Source organism: Bradyrhizobium sp. 40, assembly GCF_023100925.1.
Classification (GTDB): domain Bacteria; phylum Pseudomonadota; class Alphaproteobacteria; order Rhizobiales; family Xanthobacteraceae; genus Bradyrhizobium.
This window is the reverse complement of the sequence record NZ_CP064688.1, coordinates 7,387,837-7,404,407: the sequence shown is the minus strand read 5'-3', so window position 1 is coordinate 7,404,407 and position 16,571 is coordinate 7,387,837. Positions and strand designations below refer to the sequence as shown.

Sequence of the window (16,571 nt, the reverse complement as noted above, 5' to 3'; positions counted from 1 at the left end):
GCCACGCTCCGGCCTTGCAAGTTATACCCTGGGGGGGTATATAGTCCGCATGCGCAAGGACATCAAGGCATCTGTCGGAAAACGTCTCGGCCGGATCGAGGGGCAGGTTCGCGGCCTCTCGAAAATGGTCGAGGAAGACCGCTATTGCATCGACATCGTCACGCAGATCTCGGCGGTGCGCGCCGCGCTGCGCCGGGTAGAGGAAGAGGTTTTGAAGGATCACGTCGCCCATTGCGTCGAGCATGCGATCGCGAGCGGCGACAAGGCCGACCAGCGCGAGAAGATCGCGGAACTGATGGCGGTGATTGGGCGGGCGGAGCGGTAGGTCGCCGTCATTGCGAGGAGCGCTTCGCTGCGCTCGCAATGACGATGTTGGAGGGACGGCTAAGCCGCCATCTCCAACGCGTGTCCCTGCGCGCGGTACTTTGCGAGATCGTTCAGCAGCACAAAATGCTCGGAGAAGGCAACGCTCATCTCCGCAGCCGCCTCACGCATCACTTCTTCAGCCGAAACCGGCGCCTCTTCGTCAAACGCTTCAGGAACGAGCGGCGGCGCACTGAACGTTTCTGGAAACACACCGAAGGTGCCGGCTACCTCCTCGAGCGGCTTCTGCTTGTCGGCCCAGTGCAAGGCGGTGTAGTCGAAGCCGTGCACGATGGTGGGTTTGACGACTTCGAAATAGGGCGAGATGTCGAAGTCGCGGGGCATGTAGAGCGAGGAATCGCGGATGTGCAGGATCTCGCGGCGGGCAGCACGGCTGCCGGCCTTGGTGATCTTCGGCAGGATCGGGTAACGCACGGCGTCGAACGCCTGCGCGATCAGGGCCGAGCAGATGATCTTGGTGGGATCGCCCGAGCCGATCGAGATCATGCGGCGCCGCCAGCGCTGCGGGATCGGCAGCGGAAACAGAAAGCGCATCAGGTCGACGATGTTCTTGGTGTCGTAGCCGAAGCCGATGCGGTTGATCGCATAGCGGCAGACCGTGGTGCGGTCCTCATAGGACAGCCCGACCGGGCGGCAGACGCGGGTGTGATAGGGGAAATATTTCGACAGCGGCGCGGAGGTGACGCCTTCGCCGATATTGGCCTCGATCAGCACGTGCGGCTCGCCGTCGGGCTCTTCCGCGCCCTCGATCGGGCCGACATAGAGTGCGCCGTGGGACCAGGTCGACTGCGTCAGATATTTGATGATGCCCGAGATGCGGTTGTTGCCCTCGACCAGCAGCACGTCGCCCGGCTCGATGACGCCGCGCAGATGCTCGGGGTCGCTCGGCGTGAACGGCTCATAGCCCGGCACCTCCTTCGAGAGGTACGCGGCAATCAGCTTGCCGACTGAATCAAGGACCGTCCCCATTTCAAAACTCCCCCACGGCCTTTTCCGGCCGTCTTTTTCTCTTCTCTACCATGGTCTGAACGTGTTGCAATTCGGTTCATCGCTCTGTGACATCAAGCACGATTGATTCACCATGATGGTTGCCGCGCAACATCAGATACGGCAAGGTTCGCTAGCTGTTCCCGTTTGCTGCAAGTCTCCGGAAACCATGCCATGACAATCACGCGCCGCAGGTTCCTATCGGCATCGGCGGGCCTTGCCGCGATGCCGGTCCTGAGCGCAACCGCCGCGACCCTGCCGCGGGAGGCTGACATCGTCGTGATCGGTGCGGGCGCGGCCGGAATTGCCGCGGCGCGGCGCATCATGGCGGCCAATCGCAAGGTCGTGGTGGTGGAAGCTGCGTCGCAGATCGGCGGCCGCTGCATCACGGATACGACCACCTTCGACACGCCGTTCGATCGCGGCGCGCGCTGGATGCACAATCCCGACACCAATCCGATGATCCGGCTGGCGCGCAGCGCCGGGCTCGACGTTCTGCCGGCGCCGTCAGGCCAGAAGATGCGCATCGGTCGCCGCAACGCACGCGCCGGCGAGACCGAGGAGTTCCTGGCGGCGCTGGTGCGCGCCAACCGCGCCATCGATGAGGCCGCGCGCGGCAAGCTTGATACAGCCTGCGCCTCGGTGCTGCCGAAGGACCTCGGCGACTGGGCCGGCGCGGCCGAGTTCATGCTGGGCGCGAGCTTCGCCGGCAAGGACCTGAAGGAGTTGTCTGCGATCGACAAGGCGCGGGCACAGGATCGCAACGCCGCGATCGCCTGCCGCCAGGGCCTGGGGACCCTGATCACCAAACTCGGTGAGCAGGCGCCGGTCGCGCTGTCGACGCCGGCGAGCCGGATCGTCTGGAGCAATCGCGACGTCAGCGTGGAGACACAGGCCGGCAGGATCGCCGCCCGCGCCGCCATCATCACGGTCTCGACCAATGTGCTGATTTCGGGCGCGATCAAGTTTGGGCCTGACATTCCCAAGCGTACGCTCGATGCCGCGTCAAAGCTTACGCTCGGAAGTTATGATCACATCGTGCTGCAACTGCCGGGCAATCCGCTCGGCCTGTCGCGCGACGACATCCTGATCGAGCAGAGCAATTCGACGCGCACGGCGCTGATGTTCGCCAATATCGGCGGTTCCTCGCTATGCTCGATCGATGTCGGCGGCTCGTTCGGCCGCGATCTCACCCAGCAAGGCGAGAAGGCGATGACGGCCTTCGCCAGAGAATGGATCACGAAGCTGTTCGGCAGCGAGGTAGCCGCCGCCGTGCAGAAAGCCAGCGTGACGCGCTGGAACGCCTCGCCGTTCGTGATGGGTGCGATGTCGGCGGCCTCGCCCGGCGGTCAGCTCTCGCGAAGAATCCTTGCCGAGCCGATCGGCAACATGTTCCTCGCCGGCGAAGCCACGCACGAGACGCTGTGGGGCACCGTCGACGGCGCCTGGGAAAGCGGCGAGCGGGCCGCGGACGCGGCCTTGCGCAAGATCGGCGCGCTCAAGGACGAGCCGGCCGATGTCCCGACGCAGTCGACGAAGAAGCGCAGAGCGCCGCGGCAATAGGGCAATTGAGTCATCGTCGTCCTGGACAAGCGCAGCGCAGATCCAGGACCCATGACCCCAGGAAGTGGTTTGGCGAAAGCCTGGGGTTATAAACGCTGACCGGGGTGATGGGTCCTGGCTTTCGCCAGGACGACAATTGATGGCTACCGCAACACCCCATCCAGCACCGGCAGTCCTGCAATCACGGCCACCGCGATCAACGCGTAGCAAATGGCGCGAAACACTTTCTCGCTGGCGCGGCCGAACAGCGACGCGCCAAAGGCGACGCCGATCGCATAGACCGGACCGACGATGAGCGAAAGCACCAGCGATTCTCGGCTGATCAGGCCGGTGGTCGCGTAACTGATCATCGAGAAGAAGTCCGACGCGCCGAAAAACAGCAGGATGTTGGCGCGCGCGACGATCGGGGCGATGGGGCGGCCGAGCCAATAGCCGACGATCGGCGGGCCGCCGGTCTGGGCGAGGCCGCTGCAGAAGCCGGAGAGGCTGCCGATGCCGACCGAAAGCCAAGCGTGGTCCTTGCCGCGATAGCGCCAGCCCGACAGCAACAGAAGCAGCAGCGCGGCGACGAAGCAGGAGATGATCCATCTCGTCGTGACGGGTTCGAGCACGCTGAGGAAATAGGTGCCGACGGGGACGCCGACCAGCGCGCCCAGCACGATCACGGCGGTGGCCTTGCGGTCGGCCTTGCGCCAGGCGTCGGGCAGCAGCGGCGCGGCCGCGACGAAGTCGATCACGAGGAGCAGCGCGGCAACCAGACGCGGCGCCGCGATGCTGCTCGCCAGCGGCATGAAGATCAGGGCCGAGCCGAAGCCGGAGAAGCCGCGCGCGGTGCCCGAAACGAAAGCGACGGCGCAGAGTGCCATCGCAACAGTGAGGCTGACGTCCTTTGGAAGAATGTCAGTGAGACTCATACTCTATGATTTCTCGAGCATGATCATGCTCTCAAAGTGCCGCCGGTCTTCTTCGTCACCTCCGCCACGATCTTCGCGGCGACGGCCTCGATCTCCTGGTCGGTCAGGGTCTTTTCGCGCGGCTGGATCGTTACCGCGATGGCGATCGACTTTTTGCCATCGTCGATGCCCTTGCCTTCGTAGACGTCGAACACGTTCACGGCGGTGATCAGCTTCTTGTCGACGCCCTGAGCCGCGCGCACGATATCGCCGCTCTTCACGGTACGATCGACGATGAAGGCGAAATCGCGTGAGACCGGCTGGAATGCCGACAGCTCGATCACGGGCTTGGCACGGGTCGGCTTCTTCTTCGCCTCGGGGATGCGGTCGAGGATCACCTCGAATACCATCAGCGGGCCGCCGGCACCGAGCGCCTCGAGTGCGCGCGGATGCATCTCTCCGAAATAACCCAGCACGTTCTGCGGCCCGATCTGGATCGTACCGGATCGCCCGGGATGCAGCCAGGACGGGCCGCCCGCGACGATCTGAAGGGCCTGCATCGGTGCGCCGGCGGCGGCGAGCACCGCGAGCGCATCCGCCTTGCCGTCGAACAGATCAGCCTGCGCCGAACCCGACCAGTGCCGTCCCAGACCTTGCGACGACGCAAAGCCGCGGCGGGCGCCGCTTGCCGCCATGAACTGATCCTGCGGCCGATCGCCCTTGAACACCTGCCCGACCTCGAACAGCGCGACATCGCCAAAGCCGTGATCGGCATTGGCCTGCGCCGCCGCGATCAGGCCCGCCAACAGGGTCGGGCGCATGTCGGACAAATCCGACGCGATCGGGTTGGCGACCTCGAGCTCGCGCTGGCCGCCGCCGAACAGCTTTGCGGCGGACTTGGTGATGAAGGACCAGGTCACCGCTTCGATGATGCCGCGGCTCGCCAGCGCGCGCCTGGCGCGGCGGGTGCGGAGCTGGAGCGGGGTCAGCACGGGTTTGCGTGCGTCCTCGCCGCGCTCGAACGGCGTCATCGGCACCTTGTCGACGCCGTGGATGCGGACGACTTCCTCGACGATGTCGGCCTTGCCGTGCACGTCGGTCCGCCACGACGGCACCGCGACCTTCACGACAGGCCCTGGGCCCGCCATCATGAAGCCGAGATGGGTCAGGATGCGCTTCATCTCCGGCATCGGCACTTCGATGCCCGAGAGCCGCTTGACCTCGGTGACCGGAAAATCGATCACGCGGTCGTCGCCGAAGGTCTTGCCGACCACGACGTTCTCGGACGGCGTGCCGCCGCACATCTCCATCACCAGTTTCGTCGCGAGCTCCAGCCCCGGCACCATGAAGGCCGGATCGACACCGCGCTCGAAACGATAGCGCGCATCCGAATTGATGCCGAGCTTGCGGCCGGTCTGGGCGATGTTGATCTCGTTCCACAGCGCCGATTCGATCAGCACGTCGGTGGTGGTCTCGTCGCAGCCCGAGGCCTCGCCGCCCATGATGCCGGCGAGCGATTCGACGCCGTGCTCGTCCGCGATCACGCAAATAGCGGGATCGAGATTGTAGCTGCGGCCGTCGAGCGCGAGCAGCGTCTCGCCGTCACGGGCGCGGCGCACCACGAGATTGCCCTTCACTTTCTTTGCGTCGAACACGTGGAGCGGCCGTGCGCGATCATAGGTCATGAAGTTGGTGATATCGACCAGCGCGTTGATCGGGCGCAGGCCGATCGCGGTCAGCCGCTTCTGCAGCCATTCCGGCGACGGTCCGTTCTTCACGCCACGCACGAGACGAAGCGCAAAACCCGGGCACAGCGCGGCGTCCTCAACCGTGACCTTCACCGGGCACGAGAATTCGCCCTTGATCGGCTTGATGGTGGGGTCCTTGAACTTGCCCATGTCGGCGGCGGCAAGATCGCGCGCGATGCCGTGCACGCCGGTGCAGTCCTGCCGGTTCGGCGTCAGATTGATCTCGACTACGGGATCGCCGAGGCCCGCCCATGCGGCGTAAGCAGCGCCGATCGGCGCATCCGCGGGCAATTCCATGATGCCGTCATGGTCGTTGGAAATCTGCAGTTCGGCCGCCGAGCACAGCATGCCGCGGCTCTCGACGCCGCGGATGGTGCCGACACCGAGCGTGATGTCCTTGCCGGGAATGTAGGTGCCGGGCGGCGAAAACACGCTGACGAGCCCCGCACGCGCATTCGGCGCGCCGCACACCACCTGCACCGGCGCGCCACCGTCGCCGGTGTCGACCATGCAGACGCGCAGCCGATCCGCATTCGGATGCTGCTCGGCGGATATCACCTTCGCGATGGTGAAGGGCTTCAGCGCCTTCGCCTTGTCCTCGATGTTCTCGACCTCGAGTCCGATCATGGTGAGCTTCTCGGCGAGCTTGTCCAAGGGCTCGTCGGTGTCGAGATGTTCCTTCAGCCAGGAGAGGGTGAATTTCACGAGCTCAGCCCTCCCGCGAGCGTCGGCACTTCCAGCGGCTTGAAGCCGTAATGGGACAGCCAGCGGACGTCGCTGTCGAACAGCTGGCGCAAATCGGCGATGCCGTATTTCAGCATGGCGATGCGGTCGATGCCCATGCCCCAGGCGAAGCCTTGGTACTCGTCGGGATCGATGCCGCAGGCGCGCAGCACGTTCGGATGCACCATGCCGCAGCCGAGAATCTCGAGCCAGTCCTCGCCCTCGCCGAAGCGGATCTCGCCTTTGTCGCGGCGGCACTGGATGTCGACTTCCAGCGACGGTTCGGTGAACGGGAAGAACGAGGGCCGGAAGCGCATGTTGATGTGATCGACCTCGAAGAACGCCTTGCAGAACTCGTGCAGGATCCATTTGAGGTGGCCGAGATGGGAGTGCTTGTCGATGACGAGGCCTTCGACCTGGTGGAATTGCGGCGTGTGGGTCGCATCCGAATCGATGCGATAGGTGCGGCCCGGGCAGATCACGCGGATCGGCGGCTTCTGGCTCAGCATGGTGCGCACCTGCACCGGCGAGGTGTGGGTGCGCAACAGCATGCGGGAGCCGTCCTCCTTCGGATGGAAGAAGAAGGTGTCGTGCATCTCGCGCGCGGGATGGCCTTCCGGAAAATTCAGCTTTGTGAAGTTGTAGTCGTCGGTCTCGATATCGGGGCCTTCGGCGACCGAGAAGCCCATGTCGGCAAAGATCGTGGTCAGCTCGTCCCAGACCTGGCTCAGCGGATGGATGCGGCCGGCCTCAGCCGGCGCATCGCGCAGCGGCAGGGTGACGTCGATGGTTTCCGACGCAAGCCGCGCGTCGAGTGCCGCCGACTTCAAGACGTCGCGCCGCGCGGCCAGCGCTTCGGTGACCTTGTCCTTGGCCTGGTTGATCGCAGCGCCTTGCGTCTTGCGCTCGTCCGGCGACATTTTTCCGAGCGTGGCAAGCAGCGCCGAGATCGAGCCCTTCTTGCCGAGGGCTGCGACGCGTACCGCTTCGAGGGCGGCCTCGTCGCCGGCGGCGGCGATCTGGTCGAGGATGGATGTTTCGAGCGTTGCGAGGTCGGACACGGTCAAATCCCTGCTGCCAAATTCGGCTGGGTTGTCGCCGCCCGAAGGCCGTAACGTCAAGCGAAAAGCCGGTCATTCGGGCTGACGAGCGGCTGGGTTGAACCTCGCGCGGGAGGCTGGCACCAAGGAGGATACGAGGAGGCTTTCGCGATGCTCTCAAGATCCGGTCTGGCTGCTCTCGCCGTCGTTCTCTTGGTCGCGAGCACCCCGGCGCGCGCCATGGTCTGCATGGAGAAATCCATGACGCTGGACGAGGTCGTCGACACCATCGGTGCCCAGAAGGGCTGCGAAAGTGCGATGAAGGTGTTTCAGGATTGCCAATTGACCGCGAGCGGCGATGTCCAGCTCGGCGCCGCCGTCGAGAAGAAATGCGAGGCGGACTTCATGCCCGGCCTCAACATTGCGCGGAAACGGGCTTACCAACGCGAGCTGCGCGTGTGCGACCGGAAGTACCGGAATAAATCCGGCACCATGTATCTGTCGTTCACAGCATTCTGCCGGGCGGAGATCGCCCAGCGCTACTCGCAACGCGCGCTGAAAGCCGGCGGAGCCGGCCGTTAGCGCGGGCGTGCTCAGGCCGCCAGAGCGGCCTTGGCCTTCTCGGCGATCGCCTGGAACGACGCCGGCTCGTTGATTGCGAGATCCGACAGCACCTTGCGATCCACGGTGATCCCGGACTTGGCCATGCCGTCGATAAAGCGGCTGTAGGTCAGGCCGAACGGACGCACGGCAGCGTTGATGCGCTGGATCCAGAGCGCGCGGAACGTCCGCTTCTTGCGCTTGCGATCACGGAAGGCATACACGAGAGCCTTCTCGACCGCCGGCTTGGCGGTGCGGATCGTGTTCTTGCGGCGGCCACGGAAACCCTTGGCGGCCTTGTAGACTTTCTTGTGCTTGGCGTGGGCGGTCACACCGCGTTTGACGCGAGCCATGACAAAAATCCTTCAGAAGTGACTTGATGTTCGGATCGCCGCGAAAGCTGCGGCGCGGGGGGCAATGATCGTGGACGCGATCAGGCGTTCGGCAAGAAGTACTTCTTGACGTTGTCGCCGTCGGTCTTGAACAGCACGGCGGTGCCGCGCAGCTGCCGGATCTGCTTCTTCGTCCGCTTGATCATGCCGTGACGCTTGCTGCGATGAGCGAACATCACTTTGCCGGTGGCAGTCACCTTGAAGCGCTTTTTAGCGCCCGATTTGGTCTTCAGCTTGGGCATTTGGCTCTCCTAATGGCCATAGAAATCCGCCCGCGAAGGCGGCTGGCCGTCAAAATGCTCGTTAGAGCGTTGATTGTGCTCAGGTTTTACGAACAAGCGCGAAACCCGCACGGACACCGCCACGGCAGCCCTTAATCAGCCGGGCAATGAAGGCTGGGCTTATGACAGAGGACGGGCGAATTGGCAACGATGAACCGGTGGAACCTAGCCGCCGACTATCCGGAATTGCTAACCTCATGTCCGAGCCGTGCCGCCCGGAGCAGGATTAAAATGCCCTATTTTTCCCAATCGCTTCCGTCTTTGACGGATGTCGCTCGTCCGCGCCGCCTGGCGCTGTTGGCTGTGCTCGCCATGGCTGCGTTTCCGTCGACTGCCGATGCTCGCATCCGCGGCTATGACGGCGTCTGGAACGTCACCTTCGCCACCACCCGTGGCAATTGCAGCTCCGGCTACAGCGTTCCCTTCACCGTCGCCGGCAGTCGGGTGTCGTCCGCCGGCGGTGGCCGGGTCTCCGGCAAGGTCAATCGCAGCGGTGGCGTCGCGGTCGAGGTTTCGGTCGGGGCGTCCCATGCCAGCGGCGGCGGCCGGCTCGCCGGTGCGGCCGGGACCGGCTCCTGGCACGGCATCATCTCCGGCGACCGCTGCAGCGGCATCTGGCAAGCGACAAGGACGTAATTCGAGCGAGCCATCTCCGCGATGGAGGTGCGCTCCCTCTCCCGCAAGCCGGAGAGGTCGCAGCGGTGCTCGCGGCTCGAATATCCGACAAAAACAAAACGGCCCGCCGGAGATCCGGACGGGCCGTTGAATTCTTCAGCCTAAAGAACCGGCGTCAGCGCGGCGCCAGAACCATGACGACCTGACGGCCCTCGAACCGCGCGTCCTGCTCCACCTTGGCGAGCTCGGCGACGTCGGTCTTGATCTTGTCGAGCAGCTTGGTGCCGATCTCCTGGTGCGCCATTTCGCGGCCGCGATAGCGCAGGGTGATCTTGACCTTGTCGCCTTCTTCGAAGAACCGCTGCATGGCGCGCATCTTCACTTCGTAATCGTGGTCGTCGATCATCGGGCGGAGCTTGATCTCCTTGATCTCGACGATCTTCTGCCGCTTGCGGGCTTCAGTGGCTTTTTTCTGCGCGGCGTACTTATACTTCCCGTAGTCCATGATCTTGCAGACGGGAGGGCTGACGTTCGGCGAGATCTCGACCAGATCCATGCCGGCTTCCTGGGCCAAGCGGATAGCCGCGACGGTCTCGATGGTGCCCTTGTTGTCACCGGTCTGATCGATCAGCTGGATCTGCGCATTGCGAATATCGTCATTGATGCGCGGCCCGTCTTTGGCGGCAGTGGGCGGGGCTTTATTTGGACGGCGAATGGGTGGTTCTCCAAAGTTATGAAAAGAGGCGGCTATTTTGCAGGAAGATACGGTTGCCGGCAAGCAATCGCTCGTGCGGCGGTCGAAAAAGCCTCAAATGCGAGGCATTTTGGCCACGGCGGGGCACGCAGAGGGACATAGACACCTTGCTTCTGTTCCGCAAGCGTCCCAAAGGGCCAATGACGACGTCCAGCTGCGCTGCGGAGCACGTCCGGACAGCTCAAACCGCACAGCCAGAGTAAACGTTCCATGAATCACCCAATTCCCGATGCCGTGCTCGACTTCATCGATGTGGGCGAAGGCCCCTCCGCACGCCGGATCGCGGTGCGCCGCCGCGCGGCCCAAAAATCTGGTCAAGAATCTGATCAAGAATCTGGTCCAGAACCTGGTCAAGGACCGGGACTGGTCTGGCTCGGCGGGTTCAAATCGGACATGCGGGGCAGCAAGGCCGTGGCGCTGGACGAATGGGCCCGGGACCACGGCCGCGCCGTGGTCCGTTTCGATTATTCCGGCCACGGCGAATCCGGCGGCGATTTCGCCGACGGAACCATCGGGCGCTGGCTCGAGGAAAGCGTCGCGGTATTCGAGCGATTCTGCGACGGCCCGCAAGTCCTGATCGGCTCGTCGATGGGCGGCTGGATGGCGCTGCTGCTCGCGCGCGAGGTCAAAAAGCGGCAAGAGAAACAGCAAGCCAAGGCCTCGCTGGCGGGCCTGGTGCTGATCGCGCCGGCGCCGGACTTCACCGAGGAGCTGATGTGGAAGAATTTTCCGGCCGCGGTGAAGAAAGAAATCGAGACCAAAGGCGTCTGGCTGAGACCATCGGATTATGGCGACGGCTCGCCCTATCCGATCACGCGAAATCTGATCGAGGAGGGGCGCAACCACCTCGTGCTCGGCAGCGCCATCGATCTCGGCTGTCCCGTCCGCATCCTGCAAGGTGCGCAGGATCCTGACGTGCCCTGGCAGCACGCGTTCGCGCTGACCCATCGCCTGCCGGCCGACGACGTCGTGCTGACCATGATCCAGGACGGCGATCACCGCCTCTCGCGCCCGCAGGACATCGCCCGCATTCTTGCCGCCGTGGCCGAGATCGGGTGAAATCGCCACCTAGCACTCGGTGTCATCGCCCGACTCGATCGGGCGATCCAGTATTCCAGAGGCGCTCGTGCTCAAGCCGAGAAGCCGCGGCGTACTGGATGCCCCGGTCAAGCCGGGGCATGACTGAGAATGGGAGGGGAGAATCGCCGATGACCACCACCGCCATGCTGCGCGCGTTCTGCGACGCCGTCGAACAACGCAACGGAAAAGCCTTCGCGGATCTCTTCACCGAGGACGGCGTCTATCACGACGTGTTCTATGGCGCCTTCGCCGGCCGCGAGAAGATCGCCGCGATGATCGACGACTGGTTCTATCGCACGGCAACCGACTTCCGCTGGGACATGCACGATCCCGTGTCGAACGGCACCACGCTCTATGCGCGCTACACGTTCAGCTATCGCTCGACCTTGCCGGAGGCCGATGGCGCGCGGGCGATGTTCGAGGGCGTGGCGATCATGACGCTCCGCGACGGCAGGATCGTCAGCTATCACGAGGTCGCCAACACCGCGCCGGCGTTTGTCGATCTGAAGTTTGCGCCGGAACGGATCGCGAAGATCGTCGCCAGGCAGGGCGCGGAGCTCAAGGCACGGCCGGAGATGCAGCGGCATTTTGGCTAGCCGTCGTTCTTGCGCACCTACCGCTTCGACGGATTTACCATCGGCTTGCGCTGCGCCAGCGCGGCGACCGTGGCTGTGCCGATCGGGCCCGCTTCGTCGTAGAGCCAGCATTCGCCGATCGCGACACCGTCGGTGGCCTGGTGGTTCACCACCTCGAAGCCGATCCAGCTCGTCACCGGCAGCCGGTGCAGATAGATCGTAACGTCGCTGTTGATGTAGCCGAGCCCCTTGTCGCCGGCGTTCGCGAACGGACTGGCGAAGTCGGCGCCGGTGGCGACATGGACGAACGGCGTCATCGGCACGCCCGCGACCAGCTCGCGCACCTCGCTCATCCAGAGCTTTCGTGGCCCGAGCGAGCCCATCTGGCCGACGATCGGTCGCGTGGTCCATTTGCCGTTCATGCCGAGCCTGGGATCGGTGGGCTTGGGAATGTCGGCCGGCTTCGGCGCGTCCCAGTTCGGCGGCGACCAGACATTGCCGTCCGGATTCTGCGTTCGACGCAACAGCTGGCACGAGGCGCGCGCCATGCCGACGCCGCCGGAAAAGAACTCCGCTTCCACGACGCGGATGCGCATCCCGTCGCGCACCAGCCGTGTCGTCACCTCGATCGGCTTGTCGATGGTCGGCAGCCGAAACATATCCACGGTCAGCCGCGCCGGCACGAATTCGGGGCCGGAATGGCGCTCCTCGATGGCGAAGCCGAGAAGGCCGACGATGACGCGTCCGTGCAGCGATTTCGGATCCCACGGGCCGTTGGCGACTTCCGTCGGGTGGAAAGTGTCGCCGTCGCGGGTGAAGAAAGGCATGTTTGTCATGATGCGCGAGCTTGAAGGAACGTGTGGGGAAATCAAGGGTGGCGAGAGCGTGCCTGCTCGCCACAACAACAGGTGTCATCGCCCGGCTTGACCGGGCGATCCAGTACTCCGAGCTGGCAGTGATTGAATCGATGGGCCGCGGCGTACTGGATGCCCGCTTTCGCGGAGCATGACAGCGGAGGATTAGGGGGCGGTGCGCCACTCCTCACGCACGCTTTCGTCGCTCTCGCCAGCAATCGCATTCGTCCTCATCGCCTCGAACTCGTCTCGCGGCACCAGCTGCCCCAGCGCCCACACCGCAGCCCCGCGCACCAGCGCGCTCTCATCCTCCAGCAACCGCCGCGCCTCGTCCGCCAGTGCCGCATCGCCGGAGTTGCCGATCGCAATCAGCACGTTGCGCAAAAAGCGGTCGCGGCCGATGCGCTTCACCGGAGACTTCGTGAACAGCGCACGGAACGACGCGTCGTCGAGCCGCGCGAGCTCGGCAAGACCTGGCGCGCGCAAAGCGTCACGTGCGGCGAGCTTGGCCTCACGGCCTTCCTGCGCGAACTTGTTCCAGGGACAGGCGGCGAGGCAATCGTCGCAGCCATAGATGCGGTTGCTGATGCTTTTGCGAAATTCGCGCGGGATCGGTCCCTTGTTCTCGATGGTGAGATACGAGATGCAGCGCCGCGCATCGAGCTTGTAGGGCGCGGGGAAGGCCGCGGTCGGGCAGATGTCGAGGCACGCCCGGCACGAGCCGCAATGATCGATCTCGGCGTCGTCGCGCGGCAGCTCCAGCGTGGTGTAGATCGCGCCGAGAAACAGCCACGAGCCGAATTCGCGCGAGACCAGATTGGTATGCTTGCCCTGCCAGCCCAGATGCGCGGCTTGCGCCAGCGGTTTCTCCATCACGGCCGCGGTGTCGACGAACACTTTCACTTCGCAAGGCTTCGCCTCACAAGTTGCGGTCGCGACCAGCCATCGCGCCAGTTCCTTCAGGCGCTTCTTGATGAGGTCGTGATAGTCGTCGCCCTGCGCATAGACCGAGATCGCCGCGCGCGTGCGCTGTTGCAGGATCGCGAGCGGATCCTGATCGGGGCCGTAATTGACGCCCAGCATGATGACGCTACGCACGTCCTGCCACAGCCCGCGCGGATCGACCCGGCGCTCCGGCTGCGCGGCGAGCCAGTCCATGTCGCCATGGCCGCCGGATGCGATGAATTCGAGAAAATGTTGTCCGGCGCTCTCGATCGTGCCGGGCTCTGTGATGCCGATGCAGTCGAAGCCGAGCGCGCGGGCCTCGTTTGCCAGCGCCGTCTTCAGTTCGGTCGGATCGGAGTTCAGAAGTCGAGGTCCACGTAGGTCCGCGACGCCGGCACGCCGGCCAGCCATTCGCTCAAGAGCGGACGGAACGACGGGCGGGATTTCACCCGCGCGTACCAGGCCTTTGCCGCGTCGTCCTCGCTCCATGGCACGTCGCCCAGATAGTCGATCGCCGAGAGGTGCGCCGCGGCGGCGAGATCCGCGTAGCTGAGCCGGTCGCCGGCGAGGAAATTACGCGTCTGCGCCAGCCAGCCGATATAAGCCAGATGATAGCGCACGTTGGCCTTGGCGGCGCGCATCACGTCGGCCGAGGGCGGGCCGCCACCGTTGTCCTCGCTCATGAAGCGCTTGTAGATGCGCTCCGTGACGAGCGGGTGGGAGACTTCCTCGAAGAACTTTTCGTTGAACCAGGCCATCAGCCGGCGGACCTCGACGCGCTCGCCGATCGTGTCCGGCATCAGGCGCTTCAGTCCCATCTCGGAGCCATAGGCCTCGTCGACATATTCGGCGACGATCGCCGCGCCCGGGATCGGCGGCTGCTCGTCGTCCACCAGAACGGGCGTCGTGCCCGCCGCATTGAGCAGCAGAAACGCTTCGCGCCGCTCCCAGCTGCGCTCTTCGATCAGCTTCAGCTCAAGCCCGTATTCTCCCGCGATCAGGCGGATGAATCGCGAATGCGGGCAGAACGGATGATGAAACAGCGTAAACATGAAGCCTTTGACTATGTGATGGTGCTTAAGAATCCATCAATGTTTGTGCGGCGCCACACTAGTCATTCAAAACCGCGAAGCAAGGGCGCGCCGCCGCATTTTGCGATTGCAGCAAGGGAGCGGATGGGCGAGAAGAGCCCCGCTTTTCCAGCCGAAATGGACCGTAAATATGTCAGATGCAATACGGGCAGTGATCCTCGGCATCATCGAGGGTGTGACCGAGTTCCTTCCCGTGTCCTCGACCGGCCATTTGCTGCTCGCGGAGCGCTTCTTCCATCTCGGCGAGGGCGCGTTCTGGGACTCGTTTACGGTCCTGATCCAGCTCGGCGCGATCCTCGCGATCGTCGTGTTGTACTTCAAGAAATTGTGGGACGTCGCGATCGGCATGTTCACGGGCGACGCCTATGCACGCCGCTTCGTGATCGGCGTGCTGGTCGCGTTCCTGCCCGCTGTCGTCGTCGGTCTCGTCGCCGGCAAGTACATCAAGAGCATGCTGTTCAATCCGTGGGTGGTGTGCTTTTCGCTGATCGTCGGCGGCGCCATCCTGCTCTGGGTCGACAAGCTCGATCTCAAGGCGCGCGAGCACGACGCCACCCGGTTTCCGCTGCTGATGTATCTCTATATCGGCATCGCACAGTGCATCGCGATGATCCCGGGCGTGTCGCGCTCCGGTGCCAGCATCGTCGCGGCGATGTTCCTGGGGGCTGACAAGCGCGCGGCGGCGGAGTTCTCGTTCTTCCTCGCCATTCCCACCATGATCGGCGCGTTCGCCTACGATTTCTACAAGAACCGCTCCGAGATGACGATGGACCACATGGGCATCGTCGCCATTGGCTTCGTGGTGTCGTTCGTCACCGCGATCATCGTGGTGAAGACGTTCCTGGAATACGTCACCCGCCACGGCTTCGTGGTGTTCGCCTGGTGGCGCGTGATCGTCGGCACGCTCGGCCTGATCGCGCTGGCGCTGGGGCGGTAGACCCGAACGTCAAACAACTGCAGTCCGGACGCTGAGCTCGTCATGCCCGGATGACGGCGGGGATGGTTACGCGCTCTTGCGCTGGAACTGCCCGGCGGCGCGGAAGCGCCAGAGATATTGCGGGGCGATCGCCTCAAGCGAGTCGGGCGTGATGCCCAGGCCTTCCAGCGTTAGCCCTGCGGCCTTCGCCGCGTCCGAAACCACATTGTCGCGCGCGAGCAGCGTGACCTGGTCCGGCGTCAGCTTCAGCGGGCCCGGCGCGAATTGCAGGAAGTTGGCCTTGAAGCGGGCGAGGCCAAACGGCAGCGGCATCAGCATCGGCTTGCGATCGGCAATCTCGAGAATGGCCTCGATGATCTCGCGCATGGTCAGCACTTCCGGGCCGCCGAGCTCGTAGGTTGCGCCCGCCTTGGCCTTGCCGTCGACGGCATCCGCGACCGCGGTGGCGACGTCGCCGACATAGACCGGCTGCATCTTGGTGTCGGCGCCGATCAGCGGCAGCACCGGCGACATCCGCGCCAGTGCGGCGAAGCGATTGGTGAACTGGTCCTCGGGGCCGAACATCACGGAGGGGCGGAAGATCGTCGCCGATGGCACCGCGGCCAGGACCGCGGCTTCGCCGGCCGCCTTGGCTCTGGCATAACGCGAGGGCGATTCCGCGTCGGCGCCGATCGCCGAGACATGGATCAGCTGTGCCCCGGCGGCGGCCGCCGCCTTGGCAATGGTCTCGGCGCCCTTGGCCTGAACGGCGTCAAAACTCTGCGCGCCGCCCTCGGCGAGGATGCCGACCAGATTGATCACGACATGCGAATCACGCAGTGCCGCCTCGATCGAGGCCGGATAGCGCACGTTGGCCTGCACGGTGTGGACCTGCCCGACCTTGCCGGAGGGCTGGAGGTACCCGGCCAGCTCCGGCCGCCGCACCGCGACCCGGACCCGGTAGTCGCGCCGGCACAGTGCACGGACCACATTCCGGCCCAAAAACCCCGATCCGCCGAAAACCGTGACGAGCGTGTCCAGATTCGATGCCATGGGATCCATTCCTGGGTCATTCCTGCGGGAAGAGTGCGTCTCGTCAGGCTTGTATCGGGCCGGTTTGCGATGCGCAA

General features: G+C 64.5%; 18 protein-coding genes. 7 read left to right on the top strand and 11 right to left on the bottom strand.

Going from position 1 to position 16,571, the window contains the following annotated elements:
• The first annotated feature begins 49 nt into the window (after positions 1–49).
• On the top strand, positions 50–325 hold the full coding sequence (locus IVB40_RS35355; RefSeq protein WP_007598521.1) for a metal-sensitive transcriptional regulator: 276 nt from the start codon (positions 50–52) through the stop codon (positions 323–325).
• Positions 326–384: 59 nt separating this feature from the next.
• Here IVB40_RS35355 and IVB40_RS35350 read toward each other — a convergent pair whose 3' ends face one another.
• Positions 385–1,353 carry a YiiX/YebB-like N1pC/P60 family cysteine hydrolase gene (locus tag IVB40_RS35350; protein ID WP_247357389.1) on the bottom strand — a complete coding sequence of 323 codons (969 nt, stop codon included), beginning with the start codon at positions 1,351–1,353 and terminating at the stop codon, positions 385–387.
• A gap of 192 nt (positions 1,354–1,545) precedes the next feature.
• On the opposite strand from IVB40_RS35350, the gene IVB40_RS35345 reads away from it, so the two are divergent.
• Positions 1,546–2,934: an FAD-dependent oxidoreductase gene (locus tag IVB40_RS35345; RefSeq protein ID WP_247817751.1), complete on the top strand. Its 1,389-nt coding sequence runs from the start codon at positions 1,546–1,548 to the stop codon at positions 2,932–2,934.
• Positions 2,935–3,077: 143 nt separating this feature from the next.
• Here IVB40_RS35345 and IVB40_RS35340 read toward each other — a convergent pair whose 3' ends face one another.
• Genes IVB40_RS35340 through pheS form a run of 3 tightly spaced genes read right to left on the bottom strand, consistent with a single transcriptional unit; the run spans position 3,078 to position 7,359 of the window.
• Positions 3,078–3,848, bottom strand: coding sequence for a sulfite exporter TauE/SafE family protein (locus tag IVB40_RS35340; protein ID WP_247817750.1), 771 nt, complete (start codon positions 3,846–3,848; stop codon positions 3,078–3,080).
• 23 nt (positions 3,849–3,871) lie between these two features.
• Complete coding sequence (gene pheT, locus IVB40_RS35335; protein ID WP_247817749.1) at positions 3,872–6,280, bottom strand: phenylalanine--tRNA ligase subunit beta; 2,409 nt, start codon at positions 6,278–6,280, stop codon at positions 3,872–3,874.
• A complete protein-coding gene (gene pheS, locus IVB40_RS35330; RefSeq protein ID WP_106944075.1) occupies positions 6,277–7,359 on the bottom strand; it encodes a phenylalanine--tRNA ligase subunit alpha in 1,083 nt (360 codons plus the stop codon). The genes pheT and pheS overlap by 4 nt, the downstream gene beginning before the upstream one ends.
• Before the next feature lie 150 nt (positions 7,360–7,509).
• Between pheS and IVB40_RS35325 the strand changes: the two genes are divergently transcribed.
• The gene (locus tag IVB40_RS35325; RefSeq protein ID WP_247817748.1) at positions 7,510–7,920 is read left to right on the top strand and encodes a hypothetical protein; all 411 of its coding nucleotides are present in this window, start codon (positions 7,510–7,512) and stop codon (positions 7,918–7,920) included.
• An 11-nt stretch (positions 7,921–7,931) separates the two neighbouring features.
• Here IVB40_RS35325 and rplT read toward each other — a convergent pair whose 3' ends face one another.
• Both rplT and rpmI read right to left on the bottom strand, forming a co-directional pair.
• The gene (rplT, locus tag IVB40_RS35320; protein WP_007598538.1) at positions 7,932–8,291 is read right to left on the bottom strand and encodes a 50S ribosomal protein L20; all 360 of its coding nucleotides are present in this window, start codon (positions 8,289–8,291) and stop codon (positions 7,932–7,934) included.
• 80 nt (positions 8,292–8,371) lie between these two features.
• Positions 8,372–8,572, bottom strand: a complete 201-nt coding sequence (rpmI, locus tag IVB40_RS35315) for a 50S ribosomal protein L35 (protein WP_007598540.1) — start codon at positions 8,570–8,572, stop codon at positions 8,372–8,374.
• 270 nt (positions 8,573–8,842) lie between these two features.
• On the opposite strand from rpmI, the gene IVB40_RS35310 reads away from it, so the two are divergent.
• A complete protein-coding gene (locus tag IVB40_RS35310) occupies positions 8,843–9,247 on the top strand; it encodes a hypothetical protein (protein WP_027566193.1) in 405 nt (134 codons plus the stop codon).
• 154 nt (positions 9,248–9,401) lie between these two features.
• On the opposite strand, the gene infC is transcribed toward IVB40_RS35310, so the two are convergent.
• Positions 9,402–9,941: a translation initiation factor IF-3 gene (gene infC, locus IVB40_RS35305; protein ID WP_155809540.1), complete on the bottom strand. Its 540-nt coding sequence runs from the start codon at positions 9,939–9,941 to the stop codon at positions 9,402–9,404.
• Positions 9,942–10,190: 249 nt separating this feature from the next.
• Here infC and IVB40_RS35300 point away from each other — a divergent pair, with 249 nt between their 5' ends.
• Together IVB40_RS35300 and IVB40_RS35295 are read left to right on the top strand one after the other, a co-directional pair.
• Positions 10,191–11,039, top strand: a complete 849-nt coding sequence (locus IVB40_RS35300) for an alpha/beta hydrolase (protein WP_247817747.1) — start codon at positions 10,191–10,193, stop codon at positions 11,037–11,039.
• A 149-nt stretch (positions 11,040–11,188) separates the two neighbouring features.
• Positions 11,189–11,656, top strand: coding sequence for a nuclear transport factor 2 family protein (locus tag IVB40_RS35295; protein ID WP_247285077.1), 468 nt, complete (start codon positions 11,189–11,191; stop codon positions 11,654–11,656).
• 17 nt (positions 11,657–11,673) lie between these two features.
• Here the strand turns inward: IVB40_RS35295 and IVB40_RS35290 are convergent, their stop codons facing one another.
• From IVB40_RS35290 to IVB40_RS35280, 3 genes are all read right to left on the bottom strand, one after another.
• Positions 11,674–12,471 (bottom strand): acyl-CoA thioesterase domain-containing protein, encoded by a 798-nt coding sequence (locus tag IVB40_RS35290; protein WP_247285078.1) that lies wholly within the window; start codon positions 12,469–12,471, stop codon positions 11,674–11,676.
• Between the two features lie 183 nt (positions 12,472–12,654).
• Positions 12,655–13,845: a tRNA epoxyqueuosine(34) reductase QueG gene (gene queG / locus IVB40_RS35285; RefSeq protein ID WP_247817746.1), complete on the bottom strand. Its 1,191-nt coding sequence runs from the start codon at positions 13,843–13,845 to the stop codon at positions 12,655–12,657.
• Positions 13,794–14,486: a glutathione S-transferase family protein gene (locus tag IVB40_RS35280; protein ID WP_007598553.1), complete on the bottom strand. Its 693-nt coding sequence runs from the start codon at positions 14,484–14,486 to the stop codon at positions 13,794–13,796. The genes queG and IVB40_RS35280 overlap by 52 nt, the downstream gene beginning before the upstream one ends.
• Before the next feature lie 169 nt (positions 14,487–14,655).
• Here IVB40_RS35280 and IVB40_RS35275 point away from each other — a divergent pair, with 169 nt between their 5' ends.
• The gene (locus IVB40_RS35275) at positions 14,656–15,462 is read left to right on the top strand and encodes an undecaprenyl-diphosphate phosphatase (RefSeq protein ID WP_027566187.1); all 807 of its coding nucleotides are present in this window, start codon (positions 14,656–14,658) and stop codon (positions 15,460–15,462) included.
• A 66-nt stretch (positions 15,463–15,528) separates the two neighbouring features.
• Here IVB40_RS35275 and IVB40_RS35270 read toward each other — a convergent pair whose 3' ends face one another.
• Positions 15,529–16,494, bottom strand: a complete 966-nt coding sequence (locus IVB40_RS35270) for a complex I NDUFA9 subunit family protein (protein ID WP_247817745.1) — start codon at positions 16,492–16,494, stop codon at positions 15,529–15,531.
• Positions 16,495–16,571: the final 77 nt, after the last annotated feature.